Source organism: Rhodococcus sp. YH3-3 (assembly GCF_001653035.1).
GTDB lineage: Bacteria > Actinomycetota > Actinomycetes > Mycobacteriales > Mycobacteriaceae > Rhodococcus_F > Rhodococcus_F qingshengii.
The window spans coordinates 20,252-33,494 of the sequence record NZ_BCWH01000003.1 but is presented as its reverse complement, the minus strand read 5'-3'; the positions used below and the strand labels follow the sequence as shown (position 1 = coordinate 33,494).

At 63.6% G+C, this 13,243-nt stretch carries 11 protein-coding genes; 3 read left to right on the top strand and 8 right to left on the bottom strand.

Translation table 11 applies throughout. From position 1 onward, the window contains the following. Nucleotides 1–66: 66 nt before the first annotated feature. From nirB to YH3_RS25255, 3 genes are all read right to left on the bottom strand, one after another. Nucleotides 67–2,568: a nitrite reductase large subunit NirB gene (nirB, locus tag YH3_RS25265; protein ID WP_064444281.1), complete on the bottom strand. Its 2,502-nt coding sequence runs from the start codon at nucleotides 2,566–2,568 to the stop codon at nucleotides 67–69. Nucleotides 2,569–2,617: 49 nt separating this feature from the next. Then, nucleotides 2,618–4,018, bottom strand: coding sequence for a nitrate/nitrite transporter (locus tag YH3_RS25260; RefSeq protein ID WP_085989607.1), 1,401 nt, complete (start codon nucleotides 4,016–4,018; stop codon nucleotides 2,618–2,620). A 113-nt stretch (nucleotides 4,019–4,131) separates the two neighbouring features. Continuing rightward, nucleotides 4,132–5,394 (bottom strand): MFS transporter, encoded by a 1,263-nt coding sequence (locus YH3_RS25255; RefSeq protein ID WP_064444280.1) that lies wholly within the window; start codon nucleotides 5,392–5,394, stop codon nucleotides 4,132–4,134. A gap of 93 nt (nucleotides 5,395–5,487) precedes the next feature. On the opposite strand from YH3_RS25255, the gene YH3_RS25250 reads away from it, so the two are divergent. Next, the gene (locus tag YH3_RS25250) at nucleotides 5,488–6,168 is read left to right on the top strand and encodes a FadR/GntR family transcriptional regulator (protein WP_003942319.1); all 681 of its coding nucleotides are present in this window, start codon (nucleotides 5,488–5,490) and stop codon (nucleotides 6,166–6,168) included. Here YH3_RS25250 and YH3_RS25245 read toward each other — a convergent pair. From YH3_RS25245 to YH3_RS25235, 3 genes are read right to left on the bottom strand one after another with little or no spacing between them, the layout of a single operon-like run. Further along, the gene (locus tag YH3_RS25245) at nucleotides 6,165–7,019 is read right to left on the bottom strand and encodes a TIGR02569 family protein (RefSeq protein WP_064444279.1); all 855 of its coding nucleotides are present in this window, start codon (nucleotides 7,017–7,019) and stop codon (nucleotides 6,165–6,167) included. The genes YH3_RS25250 and YH3_RS25245 overlap by 4 nt on opposite strands. A 45-nt stretch (nucleotides 7,020–7,064) precedes the next feature. Then, nucleotides 7,065–8,252, bottom strand: coding sequence for an adenylyltransferase/sulfurtransferase MoeZ (gene moeZ, locus YH3_RS25240; RefSeq protein ID WP_064444278.1), 1,188 nt, complete (start codon nucleotides 8,250–8,252; stop codon nucleotides 7,065–7,067). A 47-nt stretch (nucleotides 8,253–8,299) separates the two neighbouring features. Continuing rightward, nucleotides 8,300–9,346 (bottom strand): DUF3152 domain-containing protein, encoded by a 1,047-nt coding sequence (locus YH3_RS25235; protein ID WP_007731223.1) that lies wholly within the window; start codon nucleotides 9,344–9,346, stop codon nucleotides 8,300–8,302. A gap of 328 nt (nucleotides 9,347–9,674) precedes the next feature. On the opposite strand from YH3_RS25235, the gene YH3_RS25230 reads away from it, so the two are divergent. Continuing rightward, the gene (locus YH3_RS25230; RefSeq protein ID WP_003942309.1) at nucleotides 9,675–10,346 is read left to right on the top strand and encodes a TetR/AcrR family transcriptional regulator; all 672 of its coding nucleotides are present in this window, start codon (nucleotides 9,675–9,677) and stop codon (nucleotides 10,344–10,346) included. 69 nt (nucleotides 10,347–10,415) lie between these two features. On the opposite strand, the gene YH3_RS25225 is transcribed toward YH3_RS25230, so the two are convergent. Continuing rightward, nucleotides 10,416–10,646: a DUF3107 domain-containing protein gene (locus tag YH3_RS25225; protein ID WP_003942312.1), complete on the bottom strand. Its 231-nt coding sequence runs from the start codon at nucleotides 10,644–10,646 to the stop codon at nucleotides 10,416–10,418. Nucleotides 10,647–10,753: 107 nt separating this feature from the next. After that, nucleotides 10,754–11,449, bottom strand: a complete 696-nt coding sequence (locus YH3_RS25220) for a ferritin-like fold-containing protein (RefSeq protein WP_029255047.1) — start codon at nucleotides 11,447–11,449, stop codon at nucleotides 10,754–10,756. A gap of 377 nt (nucleotides 11,450–11,826) precedes the next feature. Here YH3_RS25220 and YH3_RS25215 point away from each other — a divergent pair. Further along, on the top strand, nucleotides 11,827–13,243 hold a 1,417-nt coding region (locus YH3_RS25215), incomplete at its 3' end, for a DEAD/DEAH box helicase (protein WP_238592732.1).

Sequence of the window (13,243 nt, the reverse complement as noted above, 5' to 3'; positions counted from 1 at the left end):
ACAACGTCGCGCGGGTTCTTGTCTACGTTTCTACGGATCCCGTGTTTCCCACGGGTTACGCGACTATTACCGGCGCGTGGGGATGCTCGGCATGCCCATCAGGACCGGAACCTTGCGCACTCCGGTCTCGTCGAACACAACCGTCGGGTCGGCTTCTTCCGGTGCGTTGACGAACGAGACGAACCTCGACAATTTCTCCGGATCACCCAGCACACCGGCCCATTCGTCCTGGTAACCCTCGACGTGCTTGGCCATCAGTGCCTCGAGTTCCTCGCCGATACCCAGGCTGTCTTCACAAATCACGGCCTTGAGGTGATCAAGTCCGCCTTCGAGTGATTCGACCCACGGCGCCGTGCGCTGGAGGCGATCGGCAGTACGGATGTAGAACATGAGGTAGCGGTCGATGTACTTGACCAAGGTCGCGTCGTCGAGGCCTCCGGCAAGCAACTGAGCGTGTTTGGGCGACTGTCCGCCGTTACCGCCCACATACAGATTCCAACCGTTCTCCGTCGCGATGACGCCGACGTCCTTGCCTCGCGCTTCGGCACATTCACGGGCGCAACCCGAGACGCCGAACTTGATCTTGTGCGGCGAACGCAGACCGCGGTAGCGATTCTCGAGGTCGACGGCCATACCCACCGAATCCTGGACACCGTAGCGGCACCAACTCGAACCGACGCAACTCTTGACCGTCCGGAGGGACTTGCCGTACGCCTGACCCGATTCCATCCCGGCGTCGACGAGGCGCTTCCAGATCGCGGGCAACTGTTCGACGCGGGCACCGAACAAGTCGATGCGCTGACCGCCGGTCACCTTCGTGTACAAGCCGAAGTCCCGCGCGACTTCTCCGATGACGATGAGTTGCTCACCCGTGACCTCGCCGCCCGGCATCCGAGGTACCACGGAGTACGTACCGTTCTTCTGGATGTTCGCGAGGAAGTGATCGTTGGTGTCCTGCAACGACGCCTGCTGGCGGTGCAGGATGTGATCGGAGTCCGTCGAGGCCAGAATCGAAGCGACTACGGGCTTGCAGATGTCGCAACCGGCGCCCTTGCCGTACTTGGCGATCAGCGCCGAGAAAGTTCTGGTCTGCGTCGACTGGACGATCTGGAACAACTCGGCCCGCGACTGCGCGAAATGTTCGCACAGTGCCTTCGACATCACGACGCCGGAATCGGCCAGCAGCTGCTTCACGGTGGGAAGGCAACCGCCACAGGTGGTTCCGGCGCTGGTGCACGCCTTCACCGAAGCGATGTCGCATGCGCCGGCTGCGATTGCACCGCAGATGGCTCCCTTCGTCACGGCGTTGCACGAGCACACCTCGGCGTCGTCGGGCAGCGAGCCTGCACCCGGCTTCTCCCCCGCAGGCGAGATCAATGTCGCCGGGTCACCGGGTAGTTCGCGACCGACCAGCGGGCGCAGCGACGCGTAGGCCGATGCGTCACCGACAAGAATGCCGCCGAGCAGGATCTTCGCGTCGTCGGAGACCACGAGCTTTGCGTACGTCCCCTTGGACGCGTCGCTGAGGACGACTTCGAGGGCGCCCGGCGAGGTCGCCATCGCGTCACCGAAACTGGCGACGTCGACGCCCATGAGCTTGAGCTTGGTGGACATGTCCGCGCCCGGGAAATCCGCGGCGCCGCCGAGCAGACGATCGGCCACGATCTCGGCCGTCGTGTAACCGGGAGCGACCAGACCGTAGCAACGGCCTTCCACCGCAGCACATTCGCCGACGGCATAGATGTTCTCGTCCGACGTCACGCAGCCGAGGTCGGTCAGAATGCCACCGCGCTCCCCCACTGCGATCCCGGCGTCGCGGGCCAGCTGATCACGCGGACGTACTCCGGCGGAGAAGACGAGCAGCGCGGCGTCGATGGTGGAGCCGTCGGAGAGTTCGACCACGATTCCGTTGTCGGCCTGCGAAATTCCCGCCGTCCCGACACCGGTGTGGACAGTGAGCCCGAGTTCGGTGACGAGGCGAGCGAGCAGTGCGCCGCCACCCTCGTCGACCTGCATCGGCATCAATCGCGCATTGTGCTCGACGACGTGTGCCGTCATCCCCATGAGCGAGAGAGCATTTGCGGCCTCGAGTCCGAGAAGACCGCCGCCCACCACGACGCCGACAGCGCCAGGGCCAGCCTCCTCGGCGGCGGCCCGGATACCGTCGAGGTCGTCGAGGGTGCGGTAGACAAAACATCCGTCGCCGTCGTGCCCCGGCACGGGAGGCACGAACGGATACGAACCGGTCGCCATCACCAGAGCGTCGTAGGAGATCGTCTCGCCGGTTGTCGTCGTGACCGTGCGTGCATCTTTGTCGATCGAGAGCGCGCCTTCCCCCACTCGGAGATCGACCAGGCCGTCACCGACGTAATCGTTGCCGGCCAGTGCCAATTCCTTGGGGTCCCACGCTCCGACGTACGAGGACAGCCCGACTCGGTCGTACGCTGCGTACTGCTCGTCGCAGAGTACGGTCACCGACCAGTTGTTCGCTTCGTCGCGCGAACGCAGTGCCTCGACGAATCGGTGTCCGACCATTCCGTGTCCGATGACAACAACCGACTTGCTCATGACGCCTACTTCCTGAGGTACGAGATAGTTCTGAGATTCTGCGGACCGCTCACGCCGTGACTGCGACCTTCGCCTCGTCGACGTCTGTGGTCAGCGTCGACGGCTTGCGCAGGAAGACGAACCAGGTGACTGCGATGCAGGCGATGTAGAAGGCCAGGAACACCCAGAAGGCCATGGTCGCCGACTTCGCGGGGCTGCTGTACGACGCGCGCAGCACCAGGTTGATGCCGACGCCGCCCAAACCGCCTACCGCACCGGCAAATCCGATGAGAGCACCGGAGATACTGCGCGACCACGTTGCCTTCTCGCTTCGATCCATGTGATCGAAGCTCTGAGCCTTCGCCTCGAAGATCGCCGGGATCATCTTGTAGACGGATCCGTTTCCGATGCCCGAGAGCAGGAACAGGGCGATGAAGCCGAGAACGAAAGTCACCATGATCCCGGCGCTGGCGACGCCGGCGGTGTTGTCGTCCATCGTTCCGGCCGTCACGAGTATCGATGCCGCGAATGCCATGGCGACAAACGTCCACATGGTGATCTTGCCGCCGCCGATGCGGTCGGCCAGTTTGCCACCGAGCGGCCGGGCGATCGAACCGAGGAGAGGGCCGATGAAGGCGATCTGTGCTGCATGCAGCGCCGCCGCGGCCGGAGTGGCACCGCCGGCGAGGAAGTTGATCTGCAGAACCTGACCGAAGGCGAAGCTGAATCCGATGAAGGAACCGAACGTACCGATGTACAGGAAGCTGATCACCCACGACTCGGAGAACTTGAGTGCCTTGGCCATGGAGCGCAGGTCCGACTTCTGGTTGCCCAGGTTGTCCATGAACAGCGCGGCACCGACGGCGGCGGCCGCAATGAACACGAGATAGACGGCGCAGACGATCCACGGAGCGCGGTTACCGACGGTGGCGATCACCAGCAGACCGATCAGCTGAATCATCGGCACACCGATGTTGCCGCCGCCGGCATTGAGACCGAGCGCCCACCCCTTGAGGCGTTGCGGGTAGAAGGCATTGATGTTGGTCATCGACGACGCGAAGTTGCCGCCGCCGATACCTGCAGTGGCCGCTACCAACATGAACGTGGTGTACGACGCACCCGGGTTCATCATCAGGTAGAGCGTGAGAAGTGTTGGTACGAAGAGGAACAGCGCACTCATGACGGTCCAGTTACGACCGCCGAACCGTGCGGTGGCAACCGTGTAGGGAATACGGAGGACTGACCCGACAAGTGTGGGCACTGCGACGAGGAAGAACTTTCCGGCCGCGTCGATGCCGTAGATATCCGTCGGCATGAACAACACCATCACGGACCAGATCGACCAGATCGAGAAGCCGACGTGTTCGGCTACCACTGACCAGATCAGGTTCCGCTTCGCGATGTCCTTGCCGCCGGATTCCCAGGCGTCGACGTCCTCTGCATCCCAATGCTCGATGTAATGACTCACCAGGGCCTCCTGAATATGTTGGAGACCCAAAGGTAGAAAACGGTTATTGCGCCGGTGCTGCGTGCGATGACCGCGAAGTCAATTGATCCTCACCCGGTAACAAGACCGGGTGTGAGCTAGTTTTTCGCAGGTGCGTGCCAGGAATCCTCGAGCATCCGAGGCTTGCATGCCTGGTAGGCGCCCAGGAGCACCACGATCACCGCGACGACGAGCAGGCCGAACGGCGCAGCGTATCCACCGGACACGTCGTGAAAAACGCCGAACAGGAGCGGACCGAGGCAGGCAACGGAGTAGCCGATGCCCTGGGTGAAGCCGGACAGTGCCGAGGAACCGATGTGTGAACGAGTACGCAGGTTGATCAGTGTGAGCGACATCGGAAACGTGCTCGGACCGAGGCCCAGGACGACAACCCACACGACCGGCGCCGCCATCGGGGCAAAGTACAGCCCGCCCATGCCGACCAGGTAGCAGACGGCACACGCGATCACGACAGGGAAGGGATTGGCCATGCGGGCGCACAGCGTCGGTGCACCGAAAGCTGCGACGAGCCCGATCACCGAGAACATTCCGACCATCGTTCCGCCGAAGGCGTCACTGGCTCCGGCGTCACGAAGGATCGAGGGAATCCACGTGAACATCGAATACGTGATCAGTGAGGTCATGCCGAACATGCCGGCCATCCCCCAGGCCACGGGAGAACGCCAGACCTGACCGCGTGGCTGTTCTGCCACTGCCGCAACCGAATCCGATGAATTCTCGACGGACCCGGCTTCGTTCGCGCGAGCCTTGCGCGAGCGAGCGAGGGTGATCAACCACGGCACTGCTGCGGCGAAGCCGAAGGCGGACCACCAGCCGATCGAGAACCGCCACCCGAAGGCGTCGGCAACGGGGACTGCGACGAACGCCGGAACGATGGTGCCGATCTGCACGGCCACGATGTAGACCGAACTCATGGTGGCGAGGCGATCCGAGAAGTACCGCTTGACCAACGGCGGGATCACGACATTGCCGATTCCCATGCCTGCCAGTGCCAGAGCCGAGAGGGCCAGCAACGACCATGTCTGAGACATCATGGCGCGCAACAGCATTCCGACGCCGGCCATGAGCATCGCAACGAGGGCCGTCCGCTCGAGCCCGATACGTTTCGCGATGGCGGGAGTGACGAGACCGAAGATGGCGAACATGGCGGTCGGAACCATGCCGAAGACACCGACGATCGAGGCGGAGAAGCCGATCTCGTCGCGAATCTCGGCCGCCAAGGGCGAGAACGAGGTCACCGCAAGTCGAAGTACGAGCGCAGACATCGCAATCGCAGCGAAGACGAGCACACGGCCTTGTACCAACGAGCGGGTTTCGGTTCTCTCCAGTTGAGCAGTCACCGGGAAATCATAGGATGACCGGACGAACTCGCACAAGCGCGGTAATCTAACGTCACATTCACACCACTTACCCGGACCCGAGGAAACAACCACGTGCAACCCGTCCGACGCGCAAGTCTCATCTCGCAGGTCACCGAACAACTCCGCAACGAGATCCGGAGCGGAACCTGGCCGATCGGTTCCAAAATCCCCACCGAACCGGAACTGTCGGAGCTGACCGGGACCGGTCGCAATACCGTGCGCGAGGCAGTCCAGGCGCTCGTACACGCCGGAATGCTGGAACGTCGTCAGGGATCGGGCACCTACGTCGTTGCTGTCTCCGACCTCGGTGGCACTCTCGGCAACTACTTTGCCGGTGCCCACCAGCGGGATGTACTCGAACTTCGGCGCGCACTCGACATCACTGCAGCCACCCTCGCCGCCGCACGGCGAACCGAAGACGACATCGCCGAACTGACGCGGCTACTCGAGCTTCGCACCGCGTCATGGGAGGGTCAGGACGTCGACGCTGCCACCACCGCAGACGTCGCCCTGCACCGAGCAATCGTCGCGGCCAGCCACAACGAGGTCTACCTGGAGTTCTACGACTCCCTGCTCCCGGTCATCGAGACCACGATCCAACAGCACATCGATGCAACCGGCGAAGGATTCCACTCGCAGCACGCGAACCTCGTCAACGCTGTCGTCGACGGGAACACCGTGGCCGCCTCGAACGCCGCACGCGAGCTGTTCGAGGGCCTGGTCTCGGACTTCGGTACCGGCGCCCCGATCTAGAGCAGCAAGCGCACGATGTCGGACGTACGGGCCAACCCCGGGAACGCGTCCGCCGTCGAGCGAGGATGCAGAACATGAACCGCCAAGCGGAACATCACCGCACGTAGAAGCATCTGCGGCCACTCGGGGAGATCTTCCCACCGGCCGACCAGTGCCTCGTCGGCACCGCCCCACGAGATCGCGTCGACCACAGCGACGGCGGCGGCCCACGCAGCCGGCCGCCAATACGGCGTGATGTCGGTGATTCCGGGCGCCATACTGCCCGAGAACAGCACTGTCCCGAACAGATCGCCGTGCACGAGCTGGTCCGGGCTCCGCACCGGCTTACGCAAAGTAGCGAGCCCGGCGATCAGTTCCAGACTCTTGCGACCGTCAGGAGTGGGCGTCTCGAGTTGCTCGACGCCCTTCGCGATCCTCAGCGGAACCGTTTCCCAGGCCGCGCGATCAGCGGCGACGAATACGTCGACCTCGGCCCACGGCGGCACGGGCGGTTGCGCAAGGAAGCGCGGGCGCTCGAGCGAGGCCGTCGCCGCATGCAGTCGGCAGGACATCGAGACCACTTCGTCGTGACGTGGTTCCGGCGATCCGACGATGAAGGTGTCGGCACGCCAGCCCGAGACGACGTAACGACCGTCGGTCGAACGCACCGGTCGAGCCAGCCGAACGCCGTCGACTTCGAGGTTCTCTCGCACCTTCGCCGACCACGCTGCGCGGGCATGATCCGCGACTGCTGAAAGGACGACGTCTCCACACAGCCACCCGCCGTCCCAATCCGCACCGAGTGGGATGGGATCGACTTCACGGAGGCCGAAGGTGGAGCACACGTGCTGGGGAGGTTGGCCTGTGCTCACACCCCAACGCTACCGGTGCGCGGCGCCGCCTCCCGCGAGGCGCGCCTAGTAGACCGGCAGACTCGCATCCACCTGGTTCGCCCAGGCGATCGCGCCGCCTTGAACGTGGACCGCGTCGGAGAAACCGGCGTTCTTGAGAAATGCCAATGCCTCGGCGGAACGAATGCCGGTTTTGCAGTACAGCACTATCTGCTTGTTCTGCGGCAACGTCGCCAGAGCTTCACCGGACAGGATGCGGTCCTTCGGGATCAGCACGGCCCCCGGCAGATGCATGATCTCCCATTCAACCGGTTCTCGTACGTCGACCAGCTCGATCGACCGTCCCTCGCCGATCATGGCCTCCAGTTCGGGCGCCGTGATCGTCGAACCGACAGCAGCGGCACTCGCCTCTTCGGACACGACACCGCAGAACGCGTCGTAGTCGATCAAGGCGGTGACCGGCACGCGGGTCGGATCACGCTGAAGGCGGATCGTCCGGAACGTCATCGCAAGTGCGTCGTAGATCATCAGGCGTCCGAGAAGCGGTTCGCCGATCCCCGTGATGAGCTTGACCGCCTCGGTCGCCATGATCGAACCGACGGTCGCAGGCAGGACTCCGAGCACACCACCCTCGGCGCACGAGGGGACCATGCCTGGCGGCGGCGCCTCCGGGTAAAGATCGCGATAGTTCAGTCCCGCGCCGTCCGGGGCGTCTTCCCAGAAGACCGAGACCTGCCCTTCGAAGCGGTAGATCGAGCCCCACACGTACGGCTTTCCCGCGATGACGGCAGCATCGTTGACGAGGTACCGCGTCGCGAAGTTGTCCGTACCGTCCAGGATCAGGTCGTACTCGGAGAACAGTTCGACCGCGTTGGAGTTGTCCAGGCGGAACTCGTGCAACCGGACGTCGACGTGCTCGTTGATTTCGAGAATCGACTCCTTCGCGCTGAGCGCCTTCGGGCGTCCGACGTCGGAGCGTCCGTGAATCACCTGACGCTGCAGGTTCGACATGTCGACCTCGTCGAACTCGACGATCCCGATGGTGCCCACTCCTGCGGCCGCGAGGTAGAGCAGTGCCGGTGAACCCAATCCACCGGCGCCGATGAACAGGACTCGTGCATTCTTGAGCCGCTTCTGACCGGTCATGCCTACGTTCGGGATGATCAGGTGCCGGCTGTATCGGGCAACTTCCTCCCGGCTCAACTCGGCTGCCGGCTCCACCAGTGGTGGCAATACGACGGGTGTTGCAGACACCGCGAAACACTCCTAGTTCAAGACGAGATCAGGGATTCTAGATCCGGTCACGCTCGGGGGTACGGCCACGGATTGAAGCGGCACGTGAGTCCGTTCATCGGAACGACGCCCTCGGGATCAAGCCTAGCGATGTCGTTGTTCGCGGTTCCGAAGGTCTGCTGCATCATGATCGGTGCGAGTCCGCCTTCGGTCTCGCACGGCTGATGAGCGGCGTATCCGATGGCATGGCCGACCTCGTGATTGATCTGATACTGCCGATACGAGCCGATGTCGCCCTGGAACGAAATGGCGCCTCGCACCCATCGCGGTTCGTTGAGCAGGACTCGGTCCATGCTCGGGTTGTAGCAGGATCCTTCGAGTTCGATTTCGTATCCACAGCCTTCGCGGATCGTCATCTGTGAGGTCAAGGAGATCCGGAAGTCCGGCTCGCCGGCGTCGACGCGCCGGAACGCGACCTTGGGATCGTTGGTCCAACTCTTCGGATTGGCCAGTGTCTGGTCGACCATGCGTCCGTACGATTCGTCTCCGCCGAAGCCGGTCGTGTCGACGCCGTCCTCGATCTCGACCGTGTACGTGAACTCGCGTTCGGTTCCCTGTCCGACCTTGCCCGTCGTACCTGGTACGACGTGCCACGTTCCACCCCCCGCGACGGTGAACGGACCACCGTCGGGAAGGGCACCGGACGGTATCGACGAGGCAAAAGTTCCGTCTCCGGCCGGTGGGGCACCGATGACATCGGTTCCGTCGGTGCTGTGCGCGAGGTCGGCGGTGGCCGACGTCTTGCTCGCGGAGTCTGTGGCGTCCGGCCGCACCGCATCGACGATCACAAGAATGGTGAGCACCACGAGAACCGGAATCGCGTAGGCCCGCCAACCGTAGGTCGAGACGAAGCGCCCGAGCTTGCTCTGCTTTCGCGCTGCCCGGTCCGGTCGCGGATTACGCGGGGTTCGGCCCACTTCTCGTTTGGTCGGATCCCATTGGGCGCGCAAAGGCTGATGGGAGGAAATGCCGCGATAGTCGCGTTCGCCGTAGGCACGATCATCCGGCACCTCCGGCCGACGTTCGTCGCGAGGCGCTCCAGTTCCGCTACGCATTCGACGTTCCTCACGTTCAGGGTTCTGCGTAGTTCGTCCACGCATGCGCGGTCCCCCTGGGTCAGTCACGTCGTCCAGAATCTCACACACGGCAAGTCGCTCGCCCGGGCTGACCGAAACTTGCTGGTCCTGGCGTGTCATGGCAGCCCGTCCTGTAACGAGAAAGACCGCTGGTCTCGCTCACCGAGGCACGCGCGACTCGCCCGGGCGACACACGGTATCGTTCATTCGGCTACGACCGGTGTGACGGAGGATACTGGCGGGTACGCACACGCGACTCGCGGATCCGCGCGCCGACCGAATTACTTTTGCTCAGATTGGAAGCGACATGACAGAACTCGCGGATCGGACTGACTCCGATCGCGGTACAACGGCTGGCAAGCCTGCCGGAACACGTCGCAGCACCCGCCTCCCGCGCGATGCGCGCCGCCTCCAGCTCCTCGCAGCTGCAAGTGAGGTATTCGTTGCGAACGGGTACCACTCGGCCGGCATGGACGAGATCGCCGAATGTGCCGGTGTCAGCAAGCCAGTTCTGTACCAACATTTCCCAGGCAAACTCGAACTGTACGTCGCAGTCCTGCAGAGTTACGTCGACAGCCTCATCTCGGGTGTACGCCAGGCCCTGCGATCGACGACGGACAACAAACAGCGTGTCCGCGCCGCGGTCCAGGCGTTCTTCGACTTCGTCGACAACGACTCCCAGGGCTTCCGCCTGGTGTTCGAGTCCGACATCATGGGCGAACCTCAGGTCCAGACACGCGTCGAACAAGCCACCGAAGCCTGCGTCGACGCCGTGTTCGACCTGGTGAGTCAGGATTCCGGACTCGATCCCTACCGCGCGCGCATCCTTGCGGTCGGTCTTGTCGGTGCCAGCCAGTTCACTGCGCGGTATTGGCTCGAGGCCGCGCGGCCGATCCCGAAGGAAGAAGCCGTGGAAATCACCGTGACCCTCGCGTGGGGCGGTCTCTCACACGTGCCGCTGCAAGCCGAAACGAAGTAACCGGAACCCGAACGAGAATGGGCGGGCAGTCTCACGACTGCCCGCCCATTCTGCTGTTACAGCTACGCGTCAGACGGTAGGCGCGAATCCGACCTTGCGGATATCGGACGGACCGATCTCCACGTACGCCACACGAGAAGCCTGCACCAGGAACTTGCGGCCCTTGTCGTCGACGAGAGCCAGAACCGGCTCGCGGCCACCGAGGACAGCCGCGACCAGTGTCTCGACCTCGTCAGGGGTCTGTTCGCTGTTGACGATGAGCTCACGCGGGCTGTCGATTACACCGATCTTGACCTCCACGGTCAACCTCCGAACTGTTCGTGAATTACATCCGTTGTCGACGCAAGGCTAATGCAGCAACGACCGCCCACGCTCCTCTGCACGCTGTGCCCAGAGCGAACAGGCACCTAGACGAGTCCGAGAATCGCCATCCGCTCGGCATGCTTTGCCTGCATGCCGTCGAACAACGCGACAACTCCGTTGAGGTCGCCGGAGGCGGAGATCACCAGATCGGTGAGATCTTCACGCTGCGCCAGCACGAACTGTGCCTGCGTGATTGCTTCGCCCAGAAGACGGCGTCCCCACAGCATCAACCGGTCCTTTGCGCGAGTACTGGCCTCCACTGCTGCCTTCACCTCGAGCACCACGAACTCCGAGTGGCCCGTCTGGGACAGCACGTCCTCGACGATTTCCGCGACATCCGCCGGGAGGGAGTGCCCGATCTCGCGATAGAAGTCGGCAGCGATTCCGTCGCCGACGTACGCCTTCACGAGCGATTCCAGCCACGTCGACGGTGTCGTCGACGCGTGGTAGTTGTCGAGAGCTCGAACGAACGGGTCCATGACGGCGAAGATCTCGTGGCCACGTTCCGTCAACGCCGTTTCCAGAGTCTCGAAGTGGTCCATCTCGGCGGCGGCCATGCTGGCGAACGCCACCTTGCCTCGCAGGTCCGGTGCCATTTGTGCGTCCTCCGCCAAGCGGTAGAACGCCGAAATCTCGCCATACGCGAGAACGGCAAACAAATCGATCACGCCAGGGTGATCGGAAGCGACTCGGCCTCCGGTTCCAGCGTCCGTCGAAGCATCAAGATCGTGTGCGCCCATGACTACGAACTGTAGTGCTTCGACGGCCGACGCGACCGGCAAGGACCGCATGTCCGATTCGGTGATCTTCGACATGTCATCGCGAGGGACGGACAACGTGCAGCTACAATGGTCTTGGGAGTTCGCCAGTTCCCCCGGGCCATTTGGTTAGCCGGGACGGCTGTATTCACACGAACCCCACCGATAATGTGCGCGCACCTGCATCGACGGTTGTCGCCCGCTTCGCCGAGATCTCCGGACGGTTCGAATTCGTCCGAGTGGAATTCAGTGCTGAGGCGTAGGCATGACCGAAGAAAAAGAGGGCATCGACATCGGCCGACTTACGGCCTGGCCCCTTACCTTGTGCGTGCGTACCGCCACGAGGAAAGGCTAGTCCCCTGAGCAAGATCACTGTCGACCACGAAGACGAAGCAACCGAGAACACCGTTTCCGTCCAGCTCGACGACACCCATGTACCCCCGAGCTTCGCCGAACTCGGTGTCCGCGACGAAATCGTCCGCGCACTGAACGAGATCGGCATCGAGCGCACCTTCGCCATCCAGGAACTCACCCTTCCGTTGGCTCTCGCCGGTGACGACCTCATCGGTCAGGCCCGCACCGGAATGGGCAAGACCTTCGGTTTCGGCGTCCCGCTCCTGCATCGCATCGTCACCGCCGAGAACGGCACAGCTGTTCTCGACGGCACGCCCCGCGCTCTGATCATCGTTCCCACCCGCGAGCTGTGCATCCAGGTCGCCCGCGACCTCGAGAACGCCAGCAAGTACCTCCGGGTCGGCGACCGCGGTCTCCAGGTTCTGCCCATCTACGGCGGCCGTCCGTACGAGGCGCAGATCTCGGCACTCCAGAAGGGCGTCGACGTTGTCGTCGGCACCCCGGGTCGCCTGCTCGACCTCGCCAACCAGTCGCACCTGATCCTGGGCAAGGTTGGCGTTCTCGTCCTCGACGAGGCCGACGAAATGCTCGACCTGGGATTCCTCCCCGACATCGAACGCCTCATGGGCATGGTCCCCGACAAGCGTCAGACGATGCTCTTCTCCGCGACGATGCCCGGCCCGATCATCACCCTGGCTCGCACCTTCCTGACGCAGCCGACGCACATCCGCGCCGAAGAGGCCGAATCCTCCGCGGTGCACGATCGCACCAGCCAGCACATCTACCGTGCACACGCGCTCGACAAGGCCGAGATGGTCGCCCGCGTCCTGCAGGCCGAAGGCCGCGGCGCGACGATGATCTTCACCCGCACCAAGCGCACAGCCCAGAAGGTGGCCGACGATCTCGCGGAACGCGGCTTCTCCGTCGGTGCCGTCCACGGTGACCTCGGCCAGATCGCCCGTGAAAAGGCCCTGAAGGGCTTCCGCAACGGCAAGGTCGACGTGTTGGTCGCTACCGACGTCGCCGCACGCGGCATCGACATCGACGACGTCACCCACGTCATCAACTACCAGTGCCCCGAGGACGAGAAGACCTACGTCCATCGCATCGGTCGTACCGGCCGCGCCGGACGCACCGGCATCGCCGTCACGCTGGTCGACTGGGACGACATCCCTCGCTGGCAGCTCATCGACAAGGCACTGAGCCTCGGAATCCCCGACCCGGTCGAGACCTACTCCAGCTCGCCGCACCTCTACGAAGAGTTGTCCATTCCGGCCGATGCCAAGGGCACTGTTCGCAAGGCCAAGGCCGCCCCGGAGAAGGCAGCAACGGACAAGGCAGCAACGGAAAAAGCAGACGCGCCGAAGTCGACCGACTCGGACGGCCCCGAAGAGAAGGCCGCTCCCCGCCGAAACCGGACCC